Annotated in this window: 18 protein-coding genes and 1 tRNA gene; 10 read left to right on the forward strand and 9 right to left on the reverse strand. The window is 74.6% G+C overall.

The features are described 5' to 3' along the window. Positions 1 to 172: 172 nt before the first annotated feature. The 4 genes from ACI79I_RS23290 to ACI79I_RS23305 all read right to left on the reverse strand — a co-directional run bounded on the left by ACI79I_RS23290 (position 173) and on the right by ACI79I_RS23305 (position 5,000). On the reverse strand, positions 173 to 1,693 hold the full coding sequence (locus ACI79I_RS23290) for a carboxyl transferase domain-containing protein (protein WP_456994762.1): 1,521 nt from the start codon (positions 1,691 to 1,693) through the stop codon (positions 173 to 175). Positions 1,694 to 1,766: 73 nt separating this feature from the next. Further along, on the reverse strand, positions 1,767 to 2,972 hold the full coding sequence (locus tag ACI79I_RS23295) for a CaiB/BaiF CoA transferase family protein (RefSeq protein WP_456994764.1): 1,206 nt from the start codon (positions 2,970 to 2,972) through the stop codon (positions 1,767 to 1,769). Positions 2,973 to 2,991: 19 nt separating this feature from the next. Next, complete coding sequence (locus ACI79I_RS23300; RefSeq protein ID WP_456994766.1) at positions 2,992 to 4,362, reverse strand: SLC13 family permease; 1,371 nt, start codon at positions 4,360 to 4,362, stop codon at positions 2,992 to 2,994. A gap of 44 nt (positions 4,363 to 4,406) precedes the next feature. Further along, the gene (locus ACI79I_RS23305; RefSeq protein WP_456994768.1) at positions 4,407 to 5,000 is read right to left on the reverse strand and encodes a 5-formyltetrahydrofolate cyclo-ligase; all 594 of its coding nucleotides are present in this window, start codon (positions 4,998 to 5,000) and stop codon (positions 4,407 to 4,409) included. Between the two features lie 80 nt (positions 5,001 to 5,080). Between ACI79I_RS23305 and galU the strand changes: the two genes are divergently transcribed. The 6 genes from galU to ACI79I_RS23335 all read left to right on the forward strand — a co-directional run bounded on the left by galU (position 5,081) and on the right by ACI79I_RS23335 (position 11,033). Next, positions 5,081 to 5,995, forward strand: a complete 915-nt coding sequence (galU, locus tag ACI79I_RS23310; protein ID WP_456994770.1) for a UTP--glucose-1-phosphate uridylyltransferase GalU — start codon at positions 5,081 to 5,083, stop codon at positions 5,993 to 5,995. A 41-nt stretch (positions 5,996 to 6,036) separates the two neighbouring features. Further along, a complete protein-coding gene (gene glp, locus ACI79I_RS23315; protein WP_456994772.1) occupies positions 6,037 to 7,413 on the forward strand; it encodes a molybdotransferase-like divisome protein Glp in 1,377 nt (458 codons plus the stop codon). An 8-nt stretch (positions 7,414 to 7,421) separates the two neighbouring features. Beyond that, positions 7,422 to 8,042 (forward strand): GNAT family N-acetyltransferase, encoded by a 621-nt coding sequence (locus ACI79I_RS23320; RefSeq protein ID WP_456994774.1) that lies wholly within the window; start codon positions 7,422 to 7,424, stop codon positions 8,040 to 8,042. Positions 8,043 to 8,221: 179 nt separating this feature from the next. Further along, entirely contained in the window at positions 8,222 to 8,923 is a 702-nt protein-coding gene (sepX, locus tag ACI79I_RS23325; protein ID WP_456994776.1) for a divisome protein SepX/GlpR, read from the forward strand. A 104-nt stretch (positions 8,924 to 9,027) separates the two neighbouring features. Beyond that, positions 9,028 to 9,101 (forward strand) — tRNA-Ala (locus ACI79I_RS23330). Positions 9,102 to 9,272: 171 nt separating this feature from the next. Further along, positions 9,273 to 11,033 carry a PQQ-dependent sugar dehydrogenase gene (locus tag ACI79I_RS23335; RefSeq protein ID WP_456994778.1) on the forward strand — a complete coding sequence of 587 codons (1,761 nt, stop codon included), beginning with the start codon at positions 9,273 to 9,275 and terminating at the stop codon, positions 11,031 to 11,033. 6 nt (positions 11,034 to 11,039) lie between these two features. Here ACI79I_RS23335 and ACI79I_RS23340 read toward each other — a convergent pair whose 3' ends face one another. The 3 genes from ACI79I_RS23340 to ACI79I_RS23350 form a co-directional block, all read right to left on the reverse strand. Then, complete coding sequence (locus tag ACI79I_RS23340; protein WP_456994780.1) at positions 11,040 to 11,834, reverse strand: enoyl-CoA hydratase/isomerase family protein; 795 nt, start codon at positions 11,832 to 11,834, stop codon at positions 11,040 to 11,042. A 63-nt stretch (positions 11,835 to 11,897) separates the two neighbouring features. Further along, on the reverse strand, positions 11,898 to 13,205 hold the full coding sequence (locus ACI79I_RS23345) for an MFS transporter (protein ID WP_456994782.1): 1,308 nt from the start codon (positions 13,203 to 13,205) through the stop codon (positions 11,898 to 11,900). A 45-nt stretch (positions 13,206 to 13,250) separates the two neighbouring features. Continuing rightward, complete coding sequence (locus tag ACI79I_RS23350; RefSeq protein ID WP_456994784.1) at positions 13,251 to 14,771, reverse strand: dolichyl-phosphate-mannose--protein mannosyltransferase; 1,521 nt, start codon at positions 14,769 to 14,771, stop codon at positions 13,251 to 13,253. Positions 14,772 to 14,874: 103 nt separating this feature from the next. Between ACI79I_RS23350 and rsmI the strand changes: the two genes are divergently transcribed. Continuing rightward, a complete protein-coding gene (gene rsmI / locus ACI79I_RS23355; RefSeq protein WP_456994786.1) occupies positions 14,875 to 15,717 on the forward strand; it encodes a 16S rRNA (cytidine(1402)-2'-O)-methyltransferase in 843 nt (280 codons plus the stop codon). Positions 15,718 to 15,829: 112 nt separating this feature from the next. Here the strand turns inward: rsmI and ACI79I_RS23360 are convergent, their stop codons facing one another. After that, on the reverse strand, positions 15,830 to 16,753 hold the full coding sequence (locus tag ACI79I_RS23360) for a DUF559 domain-containing protein (protein ID WP_456994788.1): 924 nt from the start codon (positions 16,751 to 16,753) through the stop codon (positions 15,830 to 15,832). 202 nt (positions 16,754 to 16,955) lie between these two features. Further along, a complete protein-coding gene (gene corA, locus ACI79I_RS23365; protein ID WP_456994790.1) occupies positions 16,956 to 18,062 on the reverse strand; it encodes a magnesium/cobalt transporter CorA in 1,107 nt (368 codons plus the stop codon). 123 nt (positions 18,063 to 18,185) lie between these two features. Between corA and ACI79I_RS23370 the strand changes: the two genes are divergently transcribed. The 3 genes from ACI79I_RS23370 to metG all read left to right on the forward strand — a co-directional run bounded on the left by ACI79I_RS23370 (position 18,186) and on the right by metG (position 22,252). Then, positions 18,186 to 19,688 (forward strand): amino acid permease, encoded by a 1,503-nt coding sequence (locus ACI79I_RS23370; RefSeq protein WP_456994792.1) that lies wholly within the window; start codon positions 18,186 to 18,188, stop codon positions 19,686 to 19,688. Positions 19,689 to 19,790: 102 nt separating this feature from the next. Then, positions 19,791 to 20,426, forward strand: a complete 636-nt coding sequence (locus ACI79I_RS23375; RefSeq protein ID WP_456994794.1) for a hypothetical protein — start codon at positions 19,791 to 19,793, stop codon at positions 20,424 to 20,426. A 32-nt stretch (positions 20,427 to 20,458) separates the two neighbouring features. Further along, complete coding sequence (gene metG / locus ACI79I_RS23380) at positions 20,459 to 22,252, forward strand: methionine--tRNA ligase (RefSeq protein WP_456994796.1); 1,794 nt, start codon at positions 20,459 to 20,461, stop codon at positions 22,250 to 22,252. Positions 22,253 to 22,270: the final 18 nt, after the last annotated feature.

Consider the following 22,270-nt stretch of genomic DNA (forward strand, 5'->3'; position numbering starts at 1 on the left):
CCCCCCCCCCCCCCCCCCCCCCCCCCCCCCCCCCCCCCCCCCCCCCCCCCCCCCCCCCCCCCCCCCCCCCCGCCCCGGCCCCCCCCCCCCCCCCCCCCCCCCCCCCCCCCCCCCCCCCCCCGGCGGCTCCCGGCACCCGGCGGCTCCGGCCGCCTGGACCGTGGGCGGGGCCTCAGCGGCCGAGGTGCCGGTAGCGGTGCAGCCGGCTGCGGAACCGCTCGCCGTCGTCCCGCCCGAGCAGGTCGGCCAGCTCCTCGCCGAGCACCCGGCCCAGCCGCTGGCAGAACTCCACCGGCTCGTCGGCGGCGTCGGGCCGCTCGGGCACCACCCGGTCGACGATCCCGGCGCGCCACAGGTCGGTGGCGCGCACGCCCTGCGAGGCGGCCATCTCGTCGGCCCGGTCGACCGTGCGGTGCACGATCGCCGAGGCGCCCTCGGGTGGCAGCGGGCCCAGCCAGCCGTTCGCCGCGGCCAGCACCCGGTCGGCCGGCACCAGCGCCAGCGCCCCGCCGCCGGTGCCCTGGCCGAGCAGCACGGCCAGCGTCGGGGCCTTGAGCATGACCAGGTCCTGCAGGCAGCGGGCGATCTCGGCGGCCAGCCCGCCCTCCTCGGCGTCCTTCGACAGCGCCGCGCCGGGGGTGTCGATCAGCGTGAGCAGCGGCAGCCGCAGCTCGGCGGCCAGCCGCATGCCGCGGCGGGCCTCCCGCAGGGCGGCCGGCCCGAGCGGCGCCGAGAGGGACTGGCCGCGCCGGTCCTGGCCGAGGACGACGCACGGCGCCCCGCCGAAGCGCGCCAGGGCGAGCAGCAGGCCGGGGTCCTTCTCCCCGGCACCGGTGCCCGAGAGGCCGACGATGTCGGTGGCCGCCGTGCGCAGCAGCCGCCGGACGCCGGGCCGGTCCGGCCGCCGTGACGCGGTGACGACCTCCCACGCGCTGCGGTGGTCCTCGGGGTCGTCGGCGTCCGTGCCGTCCTCGGGCCGCGGCCGCTCGGCGTCACGGACGTCGTGGTGCCACGTCTGCCGCGCCGCCAGCACCCGCAGCGCCCGGTCGGCGACGTCGGCGATCTCCTCGTGCGGCACGACGGCGTCGATCAGCCCGTGCGCGGCCAGGTTCTCGGCGGTCTGCACGCCCTCGGGGAAGGGCTCGCCGTAGAGGGCCTGGTACACCCGGGCGCCGAGGAACCCGATCGAGGCCCCCGGCTCGGCGATGGTCACGTGGCCCAGCGACCCCCACGAGGCCAGGACGCCGCCGAAGGTGGGGTGCCGCAGGTAGACCAGGTACGGCAGCCCGGCCTCCTTGTGCCGCGCGATCGCCGCGGTGATCCCGATCATCTGCAGGAAGGCGACGGTGCCCTCCTGCATGCGGGTCCCCCCGGAGACCGGGGCGGCCAGCAGCGGCAGCCCCTCCTCGGTGGCCCGCTCGACGGCGGCGATCAGCCGCTCGGCGGCGGCGACGCCGATGGAGCCGGCCAGGAAGCCGAACTCGCCGGCGAGCACGGCGACCCGCCGGCCGCGCAGCCGGCCCTCACCGGTGATGACCGCCTCGTCCTGGTGGGCCTTCTCCGCCGCCCGCGCCAGCTCGTCGGCGTAGGACTCGGGGACCTCGCCGATCTCGATCGGGGCGTCCCAGCTCTTCCACGAGCCGGGGTCGAGGACGAGGTCCCGCAGCGCCCGCGCGTCCGGCGGGCGGGTCATGCCGCCTCCCCGCCGGCGCCCGTCGGGGACGTGCCCGCGCGTGCCGTGCCCATGGGTGGGATCGCGAGCCGGCTCACGCCTGGAGCCAGGCGCGGATCGCCTCGTTGGACGAGCCCAGCACCGGGGGCGCGGCGTGGTCCCGGCGGGTGGTCTCGGTCTCGCCGTCCGGACCCGCGGCGAAGAACCGCAGCGGCGGGCCGGGCAGCTGCAAGGGGCCGAGGGTGGCGTGCTCGACGTCGACCAGCAGGCCCTGGGAGAGGGTCTGCTCCCAGGTGTAGACCTCGTCGAGGGTGCGCACCTTGCCCGCCGGGATGCCCGCGGCGGCCAGCCGGGCCAGCAGCTCCTCGGGGGCGATGTCGGCGAAGGTCCGCTCCAGCAGCTCGATCACCTGCGGGCGGTTGCCGACCCGCTCCCCGTTGGTGGCCAGGCCGGGGGCGTCGGGGTCCAGGCCGAACTCGGCGCACAGCTTGCGCCACAGCCCCTCCGAGCCGCAGGAGAGCTGGACGCTGCCGCCCTTGCAGTGGAACAGCCCGTACGGCGCGATCGACGGGTGGTGGTTGCCCTGGGCGCGGCCGACCTTGCCCGCGACCGTCCACGCCGTCCCCTGGAAGGCGTGCACCCCGACGATCGCCGCCAGCAGCGAGGTGCGCACCACCTGGCCGCGGCCGGTCCGCTCCCGCTCCAGCAGCGCGGCGAGCACCCCGTAGGCGCCGTACATCCCGGCCAGCAGGTCGCCGATCGGGACACCGACGCGCTGGGGGTCGTCGGGGCCGGACCCGGTCAGCGACATCAGCCCGCCCTCGCCCTGGGCGATCTGGTCGTAGCCGGCGCGTCCGCCCTCGGGACCGTCGTGGCCGAAGCCGCTGATCGACAGGGTCACCAGCCGCGGGTTGAGCGACTCCAGCACGTCGGTGCCGAAGCCCAGGCGGGCCAGGGTGCCGGGGCGGAAGTTCTCCAGCAGCACGTCGGCCCGCCGGATCAGCTCGGTGAGCAGCGCCTTGTCGCCGTCGTCCTTGAGGTCGAGGGTCACCGACTCCTTGTTGCGGTTGGTGCAGAGGAAGTAGGTGGACTCCCGGTCGCCCTGCTCCGCCGATCCACCGTCCTCACCGCCCCCGGGCCACACGAACGGCGGGCCCCAGCCGCGGGTGTCGTCACCCGACCCGGGGTTCTCCACCTTGATCACCCGGGCGCCGAGGTCGCCGAGCATCATCCCGGCGTGCGGCCCGGCGAGGGCGCGGGTCAGGTCGACGACGAGGATGCCGTCGAGGGGTCCGGACATGGCGGTGCGCTCCGTTCGTCTAGAGCCAACCGGGGACGACGAACACCAGCCAGGCCAGGAACGGCCCGGCGGCGACGACGATCCCGGAGTAGGCGAGGATCTGCTTGTAGAAGCGGTCCTTGTCGACGTCCTGTGCGTTGGCCAGCACCAGCGCGCCGTTGGTCGAGAACGGGCTCACGTCGACGATGGTGGAGGCCACGGACAGGGCGACCACCACGCCCACGGCACCGATGTCCCCGGCCTGCAGGAACGGCACCGCGAGTGCGATGGCGACCCCGATGATCGCGGTCGACGACGCGAAGGCCGACACCACCCCTCCGATGTAGCAGAGCAGCAGCGCGATGATCAGGGGCACGCCCAGCCCGATGACCGCCTCGCCGACGTAGTCGATGGTGCCGGCCTCCTGCAGCACGAACACGAAGGTCAGGACGCCGGCGATGAGCAGCACGGTCGACCAGCTGATCTGGCTGACGGCGCCCTTGTGCCGCGCGGCGGCGAACAGCACGAGGACCGTCGCGACGGTGATCGAGACGAAGCCGATGTCCAGGTCGAACACCAGGGCCAGGACCGCGACGGCGGCCAACCCGATCAGCGTCAGGATCTGGTCGAGCGTCACCGGCTGCGGCCGGTCGGCGCCCTCGCCGGCGTCGGTGCCGGCGCCGCGGTCGGTGCCGGCCGCGGCGTCGTCCCCGCCGACCGCCGGTCCGGGCGGGGCCCCGTGGCCGCGGACGACGGTGGCCTCCGCGTGCTCGGCGTGCGCCGGCGTCGCGACCGCCACCTTGCGGCCGAGCAGCTGGCGACCGCCGAGCACGAGGAAGAGCACCACGGCGATGGCGATGTTGAAGAACAGGCTGCCCAGGAAGACCGTCAGCGGGCTGGAGGGCAGGCCCTCGTCCTCCACGATGGTGTTGACCGTGACGCCGTAGACGCTGATGGGGGAGAACCCCCCGCCCTGCGCGCCGTGGATGACCATCATGCCCATGAGCAGCGGGTTGATCTGGTAGCGGGCGGCGAAGCCCAGGGCGATCGGCGCGATGATCGCGACCGCGGCGGGGGAGAGCGCGCCGATCGCGGTCAGCAGCGCGGTGACGAAGAACATGATCCACGGGATGGCGGCGACGTGGCCGCGCACCAGCCGCACCGCGCCGCGCACCAGCAGGTCGACGGTGCCGTTGTTCTGCGCGATCGCGAACAGGTAGGTGACGCCGATCAGCGTCACGACCAGCTCGGCGGGGAAGCCGGCGAGGATGTCGTCGGTGCTCAGGCCGACCGACAGCGTGCCGACGAGGAACGCGGCCACGAACGCCAGGGCGCCCATGTTGATGGGCAGGAACGTGGCGATCGCGAAGATCACGACGAGCGCGATGATGGTGACTATCTCGGGGGACACGGCGCGCTCCCACGGCGTCGGGGGACGAGGGCGTGATCACTGTGTCAGTGACCGGTCGGTAGCGCCTCCCAGCCACCGGAGGGCGTGACCACCGCGGTGACCCGTCGGTCGTGCGGCTCCGACGGCAGGTCGTCCACCAGTTCGTCGTCGAACACCACGGCCACCAGCCGGGCGTCGGCACGGGCGTGCCGCAGCGCCCGGTCGTAGTAGCCGCCGCCGCGGCCGAGCCGGACGCCGGACCGGGACACCGCCACCGCGGGGACGACGACGACCTCCGCGGCGCCGATCGCGGTCGGCCCCAGCCGCGGGCCCACCGGCTCCATCAGGCCGAAGCGGCCCGGGGTCAGCCGGCCGGTGTCGACGGCCCAGCCCAGCTCCCGCCCGTCGGCGGGCACCACCGGCAGCAGCACCCGCGCGCCGAGCTGGGTGTAGGCGGCCGGGAGGCGGCCCGCCCCCGGCTCGGTGGGGTCGGGGACGAAGGCCGCCAGCGTGCGGACCCCGGCCAGCCCGCGCAGCAGGGTGGCGGTGACCGCCGCCGCGGCGGCGGCCCGGGTCTCGCTGGTGCGGTCCGCACGCAGGGCCTGGAACCGGGTCCGGAGGGTCGCCTTCGCCGCGGCGACGTCGTCCGGAGAGGGCACCGTCGAAGGCTAGCCAGGGTCGGCGACCGTCCTCCGGCCGGGCCGGGGGGCGGTCGTGCCGCCTCCACTACGCTCCGCCCATGCCGACTTCGAGCTCCCGCCCCGCGCGGAAGGCCGTCCTCCCGGTCGCGGGCCTGGGGACCCGTTTCCTGCCGGCGACCAAGGCCGTGCCCAAGGAGCTGCTGCCGGTGGTCGACCGGCCGGCGCTGCAGTACATCGTCGAGGAGGCCGCGCGCGCCGGGCTGGCCGAGGTGCTCATGGTCACCGGGCGCAACAAGGGCGCGATCGAGGACTTCTTCGACCGCTCGCCCGAGCTCGAGGCCGCGCTGGAGAAGAAGGGCGACGCCGACCGGCTGGCCGCCGTCCGGGCCTCGACCGACGTGGCCCAGGTGCACTTCGTGCGGCAGGGCGAGGCGCGGGGGCTGGGCCACGCGGTGCTGCAGGCGGCGGCCTTCGTGGGCGACGAGCCGTTCGCCGTGCTGCTCGGCGACGACCTCATCGACGCCCGTGACCACCTGCTCGAGCAGATGCTGGACGTGCAGGCCGAGCACGGCGGCTCGGTGGTCGCCCTGCTCGACGTGGGCCGGGAGAACATCGACAAGTACGGCGCGGTGGCGGTCGAGGACACCGACGGCGACGTCGTGGCGATCACCGGCCTGGTCGAGAAGCCACCCGTGGAGGAGGCACCGAGCAGCCTGGCCATCATCGGCCGCTACGTGCTCGCGCCGGAGGTCTTCGACGTGCTGCGGGAGACCGCGCCCGGCCGCGGCGGGGAGATCCAGCTGACCGACGCCCTCGCCACCCTCGTCGAGCGCGGGCAGCCGGTGCACGGCGTGGTGTTCCGCGGCCGGCGCTACGACACCGGGGACCGGCTGGACTACCTCAAGGCGGTCATCCGCCTGGCCGCCGAGCGCGACGACCTCGGGCCGCCCCTGCGGTCCTGGCTGACCGAGTTCGTGGCCGACCTGTCCCCGAAGGGCGCGTCGCAGGCCTGAGGGCGGCCCCTGAGGGGGGAGCATCGACCTCCGTGGTGGGTATGACCGAGGACGGCACAGGACAGCGGGACACCACGGCGATGGACCTGCGCCGCGGCACGGTGGTCTCCCCGGCGCCGGCGGGGACCCACGAGACGAGCGCGATCGAGCCCGGTCAGGTCCCGCCGCCGCCACCGGGCGCGGCCGAGCCGCCCGCGCCCCGCCCGGTCGAGCAGCACCTCGACGAGATCCTCTCCGCGGTGCCGCAGCCGGACCCGATCGAGCTGGCCGTCCTCGACGCGCAGGGGCTGCTCTGCGCGGAGGAGGTCGTCAGCCAGCGGGCGCTGCCGGCCTTCGACCAGGCCGCCCTGGACGGCTACGCCGCGCGGGCCATGGACATCGAGGGCGCCACCCCCGGCGAGCCGGCCTCGCTGGCGGTGGTGGGGGAGAGCGTCCCCGGTCCCAGCGGCCCGTCGTCGATCGGGCCCGGGCTGGCGTTGAAGGTCGCGGCGGGCGCGATGCTGCCCACCGGCGCCGACGTCGTCGTCCCGGCGGTCTGGACCGACCGCGGCGTGGCCAAGGTGACGGTGCACGCGGCCGTGGCGCCGGGCGGCTACGTGCGCCGCACCGGGGACGACGTCGCGCCGGGGACGACGGCGGTGCAGGTCGGCACCCCGATCGGCCCCGCGCAGATCAGCCTGCTCGCGGCGGTCGGCCGCGACCGCGTCCTGGTCCGGCCCCGGCCGCGGATCGCCGTCCTCTCCGCCGGTGCCGAGCTGGTCGACATCAGCAGCGCGGCGGCTCCCGGCCAGGTCGTCGACGTGAACAGCTACGCGCTGGCGGCCGCCGCGCGTGACGCCGGCGCGGAGGCCTACCGGTCGGGGATCGTCCCCTCCGACCGGCGCCGCCTCTCGGAGGTGCTGGAGAGCCAGCTGCTGCGCAGCGACCTGGTGCTCATCGCCGGCACCCTCGCCGACGAGGGGGACATGGTGCGGGAGGCCCTCGCCGAGCTCGGCGACATGCGCTTCTCGCAGGTCCTCATGCACCCCGGCCCGGTCCAGGGCTTCGGCCGGCTGGGCCGCGACTCCGTCCCGGTCATCTGCGTCCCCGGGGAGCCGGTCGCCGCACTGGTCGCGTTCGAGGTGTTCGTGCGGCCGGCGATCCGACTCATGCTGGGCAAGCGGCAGCTGTTCCGCCGCACCGTGCAGGCGATCGCCGCCGAGCAGCTGACCTCCCCGTTGGGGTACCGGCAGTACCTGCACGGCCAGGTGATGCGCCACCCCGACGGTGGCTACGTCGTCGAGCCGCTGGGCGACGGCGACGAGGCGATGCTGGCGCGGATGGCGCGGGCCAACTGCCTGATCGTGATCGACGAGGACGTCACCGAGGTCGCCGCCGGCGGGCTGGTCACCGTCATGCCCCTGCTGCTGGGCGGCTGAGCCGACCCGTGCCCGACCCCGCGCAGCACCCCGGCTGGCCCGCCCGACTGTCCTTCGGGCCGGTGGAGCTGCACCCGCCGCGGCGCCGGGACGCCGAGGAGTGGAGCCGGGTCCGGCTCGCGAACGAGGCGTGGCTGTCCCCGTGGGAGCCGACGGCGCCCTCGCCGTGGGCGGCGCGGCACACCCCGCAGGCGTACCGGGCGATGCGCCGCGCGGTGCTCCGCCGAGCCCTCGCCGGCACGACGCTGCCGTTCGTCGTCCGCGTGGAGGGGCGGCTGGCCGGCCAGGTGACCATCGACAACGTCGTCCGTGGCGCGCTGCGCTCGGGCAACCTCGGCTACTGGATCGACCGCTCGGTCGCCGGCCGGGGCATGGCCTCGCTCGCGGTGGCGCTGGTGTGCGACCACGCGTTCGGCGCGGCGCGGCTGCACCGGTTGCAGGCCGACATCCGGCCGGAGAACGGCCCGAGCCAGCGGCTCGTGGAGCGGCTCGGGTTCCGTTCCGAGGGGCTGCTGCGCCGGTACCTCGACATCGACGGGGACTGGCGCGACCACCGCTGCTACGCGCTGCTGGCCGAGGACTCGCCCGAGGGGGTCCTCGCCCGCTGGCACGCCGCCGCCTCCGGCTGAGCCGCGCCCGCATACCACGCGCACGGGCGTCCGCTCCGGGGCTCTCCGTCGACACGCCGTGCCGCCGACACTCCAGTCACACGACACTTCAGTGACACGCCCGCGCGCCTCCCTCGAACGGGGGAGTGCAGGCCGTAACTTCGCCCGTCAAGTGACTCGTGTGACGGGTGGTGTTCTGGATGGGTTCGGGCGTGCTGCTGGCCGCTCTGGTCGTGCTGTGGTTCGTCGTGCTGGTCCCGATGGTGGTGACCCGCGGTGACTCCCAGGCGGGTCGAGCCGGGCTGACCGACTCCGGCCGGACGCTGCAGCGGCGGCGGACGGTGGACCCGGCGGTCTACGCCGACACCGAGAAGGTCTCCATCGACCGCGGGGCGCTGCTGACCTCCGGCGAGCTGCGGGTCGACGTGCACGCCGTGCGCCGTCGCACGCTGGCCGGCCTGGTGGGGCTCACGCTGGTGGCCCTGGCCGGCGCGCTGCTCTACAGCCCCTGGCTGTGGATCGCGCAGGGCGTGCTCGACCTCGCCGTCGTGGCCTACCTGATGGTGCTGCGCGCCGCGGCCCGCCGGGAGCGGCTGGCCGCCCGCCGGGCCGCCCGGGCCGCCGCCCGCGAGTTGCGTCGACCGGTCGCCCGGCCGGTGCCGGCGCCGCGCCGCGCGGAGGAGGTGCCGGTCGCCGAGGAGGTGCACCACCACACCGTCGACCTGCCGCACCCCAGCCTGCCGCTGGCGCCGGTCCACCCGCTGCGCCCCGGCCGAGTCGTCGCCGCCCGCACCGCGGCGCCGGCCGGCTGGCAGAACAGCGCCGTCGTGGGCCTGGACGACGACGACATCGGCTTCGCCGACATCGACGTCTACCAGCCGCGCCGGGTCGTCAACGGGTGAAGGCCCCTCCTGCCCCGCCACTCGCGAGCTCGCGGCGGGACCCTGCAGGAGGGCCACCCGGTGGCGGTGCCGGAACCGGTGGACGGTAGACTCGTCCACCGTCAGGGGCTGTAGCGCAGTCCGGTAGCGCACCTCGTTCGCATCGAGGGGGTCAGGGGTTCAAATCCCCTCAGCTCCACCCCGACACCGAAGGCCCCGCCCGGCACACCGGGCGGGGCCTTCTGCCGTCCCGGGCCGAGTGGCTCCCCGCGCACGGCCGGGCACCGGCCGTGCGCTCCGCCCCGGCGGGTCGCACGGACCCGCGTGTTGCGTTGGTCGCACGGAACGAGGACGGGGAGCGTCGCCCGGCGTGACCCCAGAGCCAGGCGGTTCCCACCGGGCGGCGCGCGCGGCCGTGCGGTTCGGCGTCCTCGTGACCCTGGTCGCCGGGACGGTGGCCGTCACCCCGGGCCGGGCCGCGGCGGCCCCGGCGCTGACGGCCGGCTTCGTCGTCGTCGACCTGCCCAGTGGCCAGGACGAGCTGCTCACCGACTTCGCCTACCTGCCCGACGGCGGCTGGCTGACCACGGGCAAGAACGGGCGGGTGGCCCGGGTGGCGCCCTCCGGGGAGGCCCGCACGGTCGCCGAGCTGCCCGTGGTGACCGCCGGCGACCTCGGGCTGGTCGCGGTCGAGGTCGCGCCCGACGGGACGGTCTACACCGGTCGCACCCTCGACGTCGACGGTCAGTGGACGATGCGGCTGTCGGCCTGGGCCCTCACCGACGAGGGCCTGGTCGACGAGCGCGTCGTCCTGGAGCTGCCCGCCGGGTCCGACGCGCACGGGCTGACCGGCGTCGTCGCCGACCCCGACGGCTCCCTGTGGGTGACCGTCGGTGACTCCGCCGACTTCCGGGACGTGGACCCGCTGGCCCTGCGCGCGCTGGACCCCGCCACCGGGTACGGCAAGCTGCTGCACCTGCTGCCCGACGGGCGCGGTGTCGCGGACAACCCCTTCTACGACGCGGCCGACCCGGCGTCGTGGCGCAGCCGCGTGTACGCCCTGGGCTTCCGCAGCCCGTTCCGGTTCAGCCTGGACCCGGTGACCGGGGGGCCGATCGTGGGCGACGTCGGCTGGGCGACGTGGGAGGAGATCGACGTGGTCCGCCCCGGGGCCAGCTACGGCTGGCCGTGCTGGGAGGGCGACGCGCGCAGCCCCGGCTACGCCGACCTGCCCGAGTGCCAGGACGCCCCCAACACCGCGCCGCTGTGGCGGTACGAGCACGGCCCGGCCGGCACGGCCGTCACCGGCGGCGTCGTCTACACCGGCAGCGCCTACCCGGCCCAGTACCAGGGTGCGTACTTCTTCGGCGACTACTCCTCCCAGCGCGTCTACACGTTGCGCTCCGACGCCGAGGGCGGGCTGGTCCGGGCCCCGGAGGCCGAGGGCTTCGGCGCGGGGAACGGGCTGCCCGTGGCGTTCGCCGCGGCTCCGGACAACGGCGACGTCGTCTGGGCCGACATCGGCGGCAGCGTGCTCAAGCGGCTGGTGCACGCGCCCGGCAACCGGCCCCCGACCGCGCGGGTCACCGCCACGGTCGACGCCGCGACGCGCACGGTGACCTTCGACGGCAGCGCCTCCAGCGAGTGGGACGGCGAGCCGCTGACCCACCGGTGGGACTTCGGCGACGGGACCACCGGCGAGGGCGTCCGGGTGGACCACGCCTACGCCGACCCCGGGCCGGTCACCGCCCGGCTCACGGTCACCGACCCCGGCGGGGCCGAGGCGAGCACGACCGTGACGGTCGTCCCCGGCAACACCGCGCCGGTGCTGACCCTGACCGCGCCGCCACCGGAGCGCCACTACGCCCCCGGGGACCTGGTGCAGGCCGGCGCGACGGCCACCGACGCCGAGGACGGGCCGCTGACCGTGCGGTGGAGCGAGGTGCTCGTGCACTGCAGCGGCGGGCTCTGCCACGACCACCCCGGGGAGTCGTTCGAGGGGCCGGAGTACTCCCGTCCCTTCGTCGACCACGGGACCGGCACCCGGCTGGTCGTCACGGCGACGGCGACCGACTCGACCGGGGTCGAGGCCAGCGCGTCCTTCGAGGCCTGGCCGGTGGAGGCCGTCTAGGCCGGCTCAGCGTGCGTTGCGGAAGTCCGGCTGGCGCTTCTCCACGAACGCCCGGACGCCCTCGCGGCCCTCGGGGTCGGCGGCGGAATCGGCGATCAGCCGCGCCTCGTCGTCCAGCTGCTCCTCGAGCGTGCGGACGGCGGCCTGCCGGACCAGCGCGCGGGTGCGCACCATCGCCCGCACCGGGCCCGCGGCCACCCCCTGCGCCAGCGCGATGGCGGCCTGGTGCACCTCCTCGTCCTCCACGAGGCGGGCGACCAGGCCGAACATGTGCGCCTCGGCGGCGGTCAGCGCGCCGTTGGTCAGCATCAGCTCCAGCGCCCGCGGGGCTCCCAGCGCCCGGGTCAGCGCCCACGAGCTCCCGCCGTCGGGGGAGTAGCCGATCGCGCCGTAGGCCGGCCGGATCTTGGTGGACCGGGCGCAGACGACGATGTCGCACGCCCCGATGAGCCCGACCCCCGCACCGGCGACGGCACCCTGCACCCCGGCGACGACCGGCACCGGGCAGTACAGCAGCGCGCGGACCACCTGGTGCCAGTCCTGCGCCAGCTGCCCGACGTAGGCGGCCGGGTCGTCCGCGCCGGCGAAGGCCCGCACGTCGCCGCCCACGCAGAACCGGCTCCCGTTGCCGAGGAGGAGCACGGTGCGGGTCTCCACCGGGCGGTCACGCAGTGCCGCGGCCAGCTCGGCGGCCATCGCCGGGTCGAGGGCGTTGCCGGTCTCCGGGCGGTCGAGGGTGATCGCCCAGACGTCGCCGTCCACCCCGGTCAGCACCCGCGGTCGGTCCTGTGCGCTGGTCATCGCCGTCTCCTCCGTGGCCGTGCACCGTTCCCCTGGGTCGTCACGGTACGGAGTCGCGGGTGGTCAGGCGCGGGCGCGGGGAGCGCCCGCCTGCAGCTCGCTGTCGATCGCGGCGGGCGCCCCGCCGAACTCGTCGGCCACCTCGCCGGCCACGTCGTCCAGCGGGCCGTGCGTCGCCGCCGCGGCGCCGTCCTCCTCGAGACCGGCGTCGGCCGCGGCCAGCAGGCCCCGGCCGGTGTTCAGCACCCCGACGGCGAGCAGGACCGCGACCGCCCCGACGACGAAGGGCACGTGCAGGTCCCAGTGCTCGGCCAGCTTCCCGGCGGCGAAGGGGGCCAGGCCACCGCCGAGGAAGCGGACGAAGCCGTAGGCGGCCGAGGCCACCGGCCGCTCGACGGGCGAGACGAGCATGACCGCCTGGGTGGCCAGCGTGTTGTTGACGCCGATGAAGACCCCCGCGACGACGACCGCGGTGATCAGCGCCCACCGGGTCTCGACGAAGGCGCCGATCACCAGCAGGTCGACGGCGAAGAGGACCAGCGCGGCCGACAGCGAGCGCGCGGTGCCCCACCGCGCCTGCATGCGAGGCGCGGCGACCACCGAGAAGAAGGCCACCAGCAGGCCCCAGCCGAAGAACACGAAGCCCAGCTGCAGCTCGGAGAGCTCCATGGGGAAGGGCGCGTAGCCGAGCATCGTGAAGAAGCCCCAGTTGTAGAGCAGGGCGGTGGTGCTCATGGTCAGCAGGCCGCGGTGGCGCAGCGCGCGGAGCGGCGCCGACAGCGGGGTGGGCCGGGCCGGCTTCGGCGTGGGCTCGAGCAGGACGACCGTGGCGAGCAGGGCGATCGCCATGAGTACGGCGACCCCGAAGAAGGGCCCCCGCCAGCTGATGTCCCCCAGCAGGCCACCGACGAGCGGGCCGGCCGCGATGCCCAGGCCCAGGGCGGCCTCGTAGAGCACGATCGCGCCGGCGAACCCGCCCGACGCCGAGGCGACGATGACCGCCAGCGAGGTGGCGATGAACAGGGCGTTGCCCAGCCCCCAGCCGGCCCGGAAGCCGACGATGCCGTCGATCGAGCCCGAGAGCCCCGCCAGGCCGGAGAAGACCACGATGAGGACCAGTCCGGCGATGAGCGTGCGCTTGGCGCCGATCCGGCTGGAGACCCACCCGGTGCCGAGCATGGCCACGGCGGTCACGAGCAGGTAGCTGGTGAACAGCAGGGTCACCTGGCTGGGCGTGGCGTCGAGCTGCTCGGACAGCGCGGGGAGGATCGGGTCGACCAGCCCGATGCCCATGAAGCTCACCACGCAGGCGAAGGCGACGGCGTAGACGGCCCGGGGTTGCCGGGCCATGCCGGCTCCGTGTGCACTCACGACAACCAGTTGTAATACGCAACTACGCGGGTGTGCCACCCGGGATCAGAACCATGAGGGGAACCACATCCGGTCCAGCCACTCGGCGTGCGACAGCGGCTGCCCGGTCAGCACGGGGTAGAAGAAGACGAAGGTCGCCGCCACGACACCGACGTAGAGCGCGACCACGCCCAGCCCCACCTGGCGCCGCCAGCGGTCGCTGCCCGGCCGGCCGAGCACGTCCTGCAGGACCAGCACCACGGCCAGCACGAAGAACGGCACCACCGGGGCCATGTAGAAGACGAACATCGTGCGCTCGGGTTTGAGGAACCAGGTGCCCCACCCGGCGGCGATCGCGGTGGCCACGACCAGCGCGGCCGGGTCGCGGCGGGCGACCAGCCGCCAGGCCAGCCAGACCAGCGCCGGCGCGAAGGCGAACCACAGGGTCGGCGTCCCGACCATGAGGATGTAGCGGACGACCTGGTCGCCGGCGGCGTCGGTGAGCCCCTGCGGGTTCCACAGCAGGATCGGCCGGCCGTTGACCAGCCACGACCACGGCCCGGACTCCCACGGGTGCGGCGTCGACAGGCCGTTGTGGAAGCGCAGCCACTCCGCGTGCTGGTGCCACAGCGAGCGCAGCGCGTCGGGGATCCACGGGAACGCCGTCTCCGGGTTCTGCTGCGCCCAGGCCTTGCCCTGCGAGGTCTCCCCGAGGAACCAGCCGGTGAAGCTGGCCAGGTAGGTGAGCACCGGGACGGCGGCCAGCGCCCACAGCGCGCCGGGCAGTCCCCGCCGCGCGGCGGTGAGGGTGGGCCGGGGGACGCCGGCCTCCCGCCAGGCGGCGCGGTCCCAGAACAGCGACAGGACGGCGAAGGAGGCGAGGAACCACACCCCGCTCCACTTCACCGCGCAGGCGCAGCCGAACAGGAACCCGGCCGCGAGCCGCCAGCCGCGCGGGCCCAGCCGGGAGCCGGTGGCGGTCTGCGCCGCGCGGATGCGCGCGCGCACCCGGTCGCGGTCGACCACCAGGCAGGACACCGCCGCGACGACGAACACCTGCAGGAAGACGTCGAGCAGGCCGATGCGCGACAGCGAGAAGGCGAACCCGTCCAGCGCCAGCAGCAGACCCGCCACGAGCCCCAGCAGCGTCGACCCGGTGAGCCGCCGGCCCAGCCGGGTGAGGACGACGACGGCGACGGTGCCGGCCACCGCGGACGGGATCCGCCAGCCCAGGGAGTCGTAACCGAACAGGTGGATGCCGCTCGCGATCATCCACTTGCCCAGCGGCGGGTGGACGATGAACGTGTAGCCGCGGTTGTACTCGTGGCCCCACTCGAGCAGCTCGCGGGCCTCGGGCGGGTAGTAGGCCTCGTCGAACAGCAGGTCCGCGGGGTAGCTGAGGTCCCAGAGCCGGACGACGAAGGTGAGGGCTCCCAGCGCCGCGGCGAGCACCCACGACAGGAGCCGGTCCGCCGGCAGCGGCGGCGTGCGGTCGCGGCGCGGCCGGGGTGGCGGCCACCGGCGCGACCGGCCGGCCGGGGGCTCGCCGGGCTCCCGGTCCGTGCGATCGGGAGCCAGTACCGCCATGGGGGTCAGGGTAGTGAGCGGACCCGCCCGCCCCCGCCGCTCGCGACCTCGCGTCGGGCCCCTGCAGGCGGGCCCGCGGCGACCGGCGTGACAGGCTCGCCCCGTGACTGGACGCCTCGTGCTCGGCGGCGCTCCGCTCGGCCAGCCCGGTGACGTCGGGCCGCGGCTGCGGACCGCGATGGCGTCGGCGGACGTGCTCGCCGTCGAGGACACCCGCCGCCTGCACCGCCTGGCCGCCGACCTCGAGGTGACCCTCACCGGGCGGGTGGTCACCTTCCACGAGTCGGTGGAGCGGTCCCGGCTGCCCGGGCTGCTGGCCGCGCTGGCCGAGGGGTGGACCGTGCTGCTGCTCACCGACGCCGGGATGCCCTCGGTCTCCGATCCCGGCTACACGCTGGTGCGCGCCGCCATCGATGCGGGTGTCGCGGTCACGTCGGTCCCTGGGCCGTCGGCGGTGACCACGGCGCTCGCGGTGTCGGGCCTGCCGGTCGACCGGTTCTGCTTCGAGGGCTTCCTGCCGCGCAAGGGCGGGGAGCGCCGGTCGCGCCTGGCCGGGCTGGCCGACGAGCGCCGCACGATGGTCTTCTTCGAGTCGCCGCACCGGCTGGCCGACGCGCTGGACGACGCGGCCGCCGCGTTCGGGCCGGACCGCCCGGCCGCCGTCTGCCGGGAGCTGACCAAGACCCACGAGGAGGTCCGCCGCGGGTCGCTGGCCGAGCTGGCGTCGTGGGCGGCCGACGGGGTGCGCGGGGAGATCACCGTGGTCGTCGGCGGGGCGCCCGCGGGCCCGGTGGCGGTCCCGCCCGCCGAGCTGGCCGCGCTCGTGGCCGACGAGGAGGCCGCGGGCGCCACCCGCAAGGACGCCATCCGCGCCGTCGTCGTCCGCACGGGGCTGCCGCGGCGCACCGTCTACGACGCCGTCGTCGCCGCCAAGGGCGAGGCCTGACCCGCTGCTGGGTATCGGAAGCAACACCGTCGTCTCCGCCGTGGCGACGTGGGTGTCGGAAGCGATACCGCTGGAGGTGCGGCGAAGGGCGCCTGTCCGGCTCAGGGGCGGATCAGCTCACCCGCAGCTGGGCGACGCGCGTCGCGTAGACCTCCAGGACCCGCCGGCGGACAGCCTCCGGGTCGCGACGGACGTCGGCATACGTGAACCGGAGGACGACCCACCCCATCGCAGCCAGGGCGGTGTCGCGAGCCAGGTCCTCGCGTCGGTCCTCCGGTGAGGTGTGGTGCCGGGCGCCGTCCAGTTCCACGGCGAGCTTGACCTCCGGCCATGCGCGGTCGAGGCGGATCCCACCTGTCGGCAGGGCGATGCGGTACTGCCCGACACTGCGCGGCAGGGACCGGTGGCGGAAGACGTCGAGGACGCCGAGTGCCTCCAGTTCGCTCTCACAGCCGTCGTCCGCGAGGTCGATGGCCTGACCGAGCAACCGGTGACCGCCGAGGTTTGGCCGCTCAGCCGCAGCCTCGCGGAGCAGGGGAGCGGTGGTCATCCTGCGCCGGACGGCTTCGAGCAGGAGCGGACGCCGCTGCTCGAACTGCAACAACGGCCATCCGTCGACGACCGACCGTGGGACGGTGGTGAGCAGGAGGCCGTGCCGGACGAGGCACTGCGGCGGTTCCGCCTGGAAGCGCAGGCGTCGGTGCACGATCAGGTCCGGAGCACCGGCTCTGCGGACAGACTCGTCGACGGTCAGGTGGAGCGGTCGCTGCAGCGGCAGCAGACCCCACACCGCGAGCGCTGTCGTGTGGCTGAGGGCGGCACCCGCTCCGGCGTGGCGCAAGGCCGCGCGGAGCACGAGGTCGTCGTTCTCCGGCTCCGCAGCGCCCCGGTAGACGTGGGGGAAGACGCGGGCCAGCCGCCGTCGCCGGACCTCGTTGTCCAGTGCCTCGACGGGAATCCGTGCCAGCAGCTCCTGACGGGTCGCGAGTCCACCCAGCTCGTGCAGCACGGTCGCGACGACGTGACGCCATCCCACGAGGAGGACCCTCGACGGGTCTGGAGGCCGACACAGGTGATCGTGCCGATCCGTGGACACCCGCGCCGCTTGTTGACAGAGCCCGTCGCGGAGGCGGTATCGGAAGCTCTACGTGCGTCCGGGCTCCCAGGACCAGGGCATCGCTTCCGATACCGACGGGGGCAGCGCACAACGGGCCCGGGCCCGGGTCGCGCCCCCGGGCTCAGAGCCAGCCGTTGCGCTTGAAGCCGCGGTAGAGCAGCACGCAGACGGTCGCGATCACCAGCAGCACCAGCGGGTAGCCGTACCGCCAGTGCAGCTCCGGCATGAACTCGAAGTTCATCCCGTAGATGCCGGCGATCGCGGTGGGGACGGCGATGATGCCGGCCCACGCGGAGATCTTCCGCATGTCCTCGTTGTCGGCCTGGGAGGTGCGGGCCAGCGACGCCTGCAGGATCGAGGTCAGCAGCTCGTCGAGGCCGGCGACCTGGTCGCGCACCCGGATGGCGTGGTCCTCGACGTCGCGGAAGTAGGAGCGCATCGCGCTCGGCACCACGTCGAGCTGCCGTTCCGCCAGCTTCTGCAGCGGCACCTCCAGCGGGGAGACCGCCCGCCGCAGCGACATCAGCTCCCGCTTGAGCTGGTAGAGCCGGCCGATGTCGTCGGTGCGCCGGTCGCTGAACACCGACGCCTCCAGCTCGTCGACGTCCTCCTCCACCAGGCCGGTGACGTCGACGAAGTCGTCCACGACGTGGTCGGCCACCGCGTAGAGGACGGCGGAGGGCCCGAGGCACAGCAGGTCGGGTTGCTCCTCCAGGCTGCGGCGCAGCGAGGTCAGCCCGCCGTGCTCGCCGTGCCGGACGGTGATCACGTAGTCCCGGCCGAGGAAGACCATGACCTCGCCGGTGTCGACCACCTCGCTGGTCGCGGTCAGCCGGTCGTGCTCCACGTACGTCGCGGTCGTGAACACCATGAACAGGGCGTCGTCGTAGCGCTCGAGCTTGGGCCGCTGGTGGGCGTAGACGGCGTCCTCCACCGCCAGCGGGTGCAGCCGGTACCGCTCGGCGATCGCGCTCAGCTCGTCCTCGGTCGGGGCGTAGAGCCCGAGCCAGACGAAGCCGCCCTGCTCGTTCGCCGCCCGGAGCGCGTCGTGCGGGTCGACCGGGGCCTGCCGTCGGCCGTCGACGTACACGGCGCAGTCCACGACCGGCCCCACGCCGTCGGGCCGGGACGGCGTCGTGCGCGGCGGGCCGGCCGGGCGCGGGCGGACCGTCGGGCGTTCCGGCAGCGGCCCGCTCGGTGTGCTGCGGGGGATCTCCGTGCCGGTCATCTGCACTCCTTCGCGCGGTCCTGCTGCGCACGTCAGCGTAGGCATGCGGTCCGGCCCGCCCCGTGCGACGCTCGCCTGCGTGAGCAGCGCCGGGGGCACCCCGGCCGGCCGGGAGGAGCCGCCGTGGCCGTGAACACGCGCCGGGTCAAGTCCGTCGAGGACTCCATCCGCGACACCGACGAGCCGGAACACCGGCTCAAGAAGAACCTCTCGGGCCTGGACCTCACCGTCTTCGGCGTCGGGGTCATCATCGGCACCGGCATCTTCGTCCTCACGGGCCTGGTCGCCCGCGACCAGGCCGGGCCGGCGGTCGCCATCTCCTTCGTGATCGCCGGCGTGGTCTGTGGCCTGGCCGCGATCTGCTACGCCGAGTTCGCCTCGACCGTGCCGGTGGCCGGATCGGCCTACACGTTCTCGTACGCCACCTTCGGCGAGTTCATCGCGTGGGTCATCGGCTGGGACCTCGTCCTCGAACTGGCACTGGGGGCGGCCACGGTGGCGGTCGGCTGGTCGGGCTACCTCAACCAGCTGCTCGGCGACATCGGCACGCCCCTGCCGTCGTCGATCGCGGGCGAGACGGCGACGGTCAACATCCCGGCGATCCTCATCGTCCTGCTGATGACCGGCGTCCTGATCCTCGGGATCAAGCTGTCGTCCCGGGTCACCACCGTCATCGTGGCGATCAAGCTCGCGGTCGTCCTGCTGGTGATCGTGGTCGGGTTCTTCTACACCAAGGCCGAGAACTACTCGCCGTTCGTCCCGCCGGCCCAGCCGGCGGCCGCGGGGGAGGAGGGCTGGCTGCACACGCCGCTGATCTCCGTCCTCACCGGGTTCAGCCCCGGCACGTTCGGCTGGGGCGGGGTGCTCGCCGGCGCCGCCATCGTGTTCTTCGCGTTCATCGGCTTCGACATCGTGGCCACCGCGGCGGAGGAGACCCGTGACCCCAGGCGCGACATGCCGCGCGGGATCCTCGGCTCGCTGGCCATCTGCACCCTGCTCTACGTGGCGGTCTCGCTGGTGGTCGTGGGGATGCAGAACTACTCGGAGTTGTCCGCCGATGCGCCGCTGGCCGAGGCGTTCGCGGCCGAGGGGCTGCCGGTCTTCTCCGGGATCATCTCCCTGGGCGCGCTCGCGGGGCTCACCTCCGTGGTGATGATCCTCATGCTGGGGCAGTCGCGGGTGCTGTTCGCGATGAGCCGTGACCACCTGCTCCCGCCCGGGCTGGCGAAGGTCCACCCGCGGTACGGCACCCCCTACCGCATCACCATCGCCACCGGGGTCGTGGTCGCGCTGCTCGCCGGGTTCGTCCCGCTCACCGCACTCGCGGAGCTGGTGAACATCGGCACACTCTTCGCCTTCTTCCTCGTCTCGATCGGGGTCTGGGTGCTGCGACGCACCCGTCCGGACCTGCACCGTTCCTTCCGGGTGCCGTGGGTCCCCGTCCTGCCGATCGTCTCGGCGCTGGCCTCGCTGTGGCTCATGTCCAACCTGCCCACCGACACCTGGCTGCGCTTCCTCGTCTGGATGGCGCTCGGCATCGGCATGTACTTCGTCTACGGCCGCCGCCGCAGCCGGATGGCCACCGGGGAGCGGCTGTCGGCGGCCGACAACATCGCCCGACGCTGACCCCCTCGGAGGGGTGAGGCCCCTCCCCGCGGGCGTACAGCGGGCCGCGGCGCACGCCGACCCGACCGGTGACCGTCGTCCCCGGCCAGGGAGAGCAGCCCCGTGGCGAGCACCACCGTCCTCGACCCCCGCACCCCCGTCGTGCCGGGGGTGCCCGACCGGCGCCGCCCGCCGCTGACCGTCGTCGTCGCCGCCGCGGTGGCCGGGCTCGAAGCCGTGGGGCTGGTCGCCGGTGCCCTCACCGGCCTCGACGGGCTGCTGCTGTCCCCGCTGCGGCCCGCCGGCCTCGTCGTCGCCACGGTCCTGCTGCTCCTGGCGGTCTGGGTGGTGCTGTGCGCCGGCGGCGGCGTGCTGCTCGCCGACGGCTCGGGCCGGCGTCTCTACACGGGGGTGGCGGTCACCGAGGTCGGCCTGGTCGCCGTCCTGCTGGGGCTGAGCCTGGGGACCCCGCTGCTCGACGGGCTGCCCGCGTCCCTCCCGGGCCCGGCCCTGGCGCTGCTGGCCCTCGGCGTCCCGGTGGGCAAGCTGCTGCTCGCCGGCGCCCCCACGGCGGTGGCCTGGGCAGCCGCCGGGCCCCGCGCCCGGGCACGGCAGCCGGAGCCGGCGCCGGGCCCCCCGGCCCTGCGCGCGGCCACCCTGGGCGTCATCGGCCTGGCGCTGGTTACGATCGCCCTCGCGACCCCGACGCCGCAGGCGGCGACCGGCAGCTCCACGACGGCGGGGACCAGCCAGCCCTGAACCGGCTGGACGGCGCTCCGTACTGTTGGAGTGTGAGTGATCGGCACATCCTGACCGCCGTGGCCTGGCCCTACGCCAACGGCCCGCGGCACATCGGCCACGTCTCCGGGTTCGGCGTCCCGTCGGACGTCTTCAGCCGCTACCACCGGATGGTCGGCGACCGGGTGCTGATGGTCAGCGGCACCGACGAGCACGGGACGCCGATCACCGTGGCCGCCGACGCCGAGGGCGTGTCCCCGCGGGAGATCGCCGACCGGAACAACCGGGTCATCGTCGGCGACCTGCAGTCGCTCGGGCTCTCCTACGACCTGTTCACGCGCACGACGACGGCCAACCACGCCGCGATCAGCCAGGAGATCTTCCTCGGGCTGCTGAAGAACGGGTACGTCTTCCCGAAGACGACCCTCGGCGCGATCAGCCCGTCGACGGGGCGCACCCTGCCCGACCGCTACATCGAGGGCACCTGCCCGATCTGCGGCTACGACGGCGCCCGCGGCGACCAGTGCGACAACTGCGGCAACCAGCTCGACCCGATCGACCTGATCAACCCGGTGAGCCGGATCAATGGCGAGACGCCCAGGTTCGTCGAGGAGGAGCACTACTTCCTCGACCTGCCGGCGTTCACCCGGGCGCTCGGCGACTGGCTGGACTCCCGCAGGGGGTGGCGGCCCAACGTCCTCAACTTCGCGAAGAACCTGCTGACCGACCTCAAGCCGCGCAGCTACACCCGCGACATCGACTGGGGTGTGCCGGTGCCGCTCGACGGGTGGCGCGACCGCCCGGACAAGCGCATCTACGTGTGGTTCGACGCCGTCGTCGGCTACCTGTCCGCGTCGATCGAGTGGGCCCGCCGGTCCGGGGACGGCGACGCGTGGCGGCAGTGGTGGCAGACGCCGGACTCCGACGCCTACTACTTCATGGGCAAGGACAACATCGTCTTCCACGCCGAGATCTGGCCCGCCCAGCTGCTCGGCTACGACGGTGAGGGCGACAAGGGCGGGACGCCGGGCTCGCTGGGCCGGCTCAACCTCCCCACCGAGGTGGTCTCCAGCGAGTTCCTCACCATGGAGGGGCGCAAGTTCTCCTCCTCGCGCCAGGTCGTCATCTACGTGCGCGACTTCCTGGCCCGCTACGACGCCGACGCGCTGCGCTACTTCATCGCCGTGGCCGGCCCGGAGACCCAGGACACCGACTTCACCTGGTCGGAGTTCCTGCGCCGCAACAACGACGAGCTGGTCGCCGGCTGGGGCAACCTGGTCAACCGCACGGTTTCCATGGCGGCGAAGAACGTCGGCGCCGTCCCGACGCCGGGCGAGCTGACCGACGCCGACCGCGCGCTGCTGGCCGCCACGACGGGGGCCTTCGGGCCGATCGGCGAGCTGCTGTCCCGCAACCGGCAGAAGGCGGCCGCCACCGAGGCGATGCGGGTGGTCGGTGAGACGAACAAGTACCTGTCCGACCAGGCCCCGTGGAAGCTCAAGGAGGACCCGGCCCGCCGGGACACCGTGCTGCACACCGCGCTGCAGGCGGTCAGCGACTGCAACGCGCTGCTCACCCCGTTCCTCCCGCACTCCGCGCAGAAGGTCCACGAGCTGCTCGGCGGCACCGGCGTCTGGTCGCCGGCCCCGCGGATCGAGGAGGTCACCGACCTCGACGACGGCTCGCCCTACCCGGTCATCACCGGCGACTACGCGTCGGCACAGGCGGTGTGGGCCTCCCGGCCGCTGCAGCCGGGCACGCCGCTGTCGCCGCCCACCCCGGTGTTCACGAAGCTCGACGACTCGATCGTCGCCGACGAGCTGCGGCGGCTCGAGGGCGACGAGTGAGCCGGTCGGCGCGCGGCA

The organism is Geodermatophilus sp. SYSU D01105 (genome assembly GCF_054050095.1).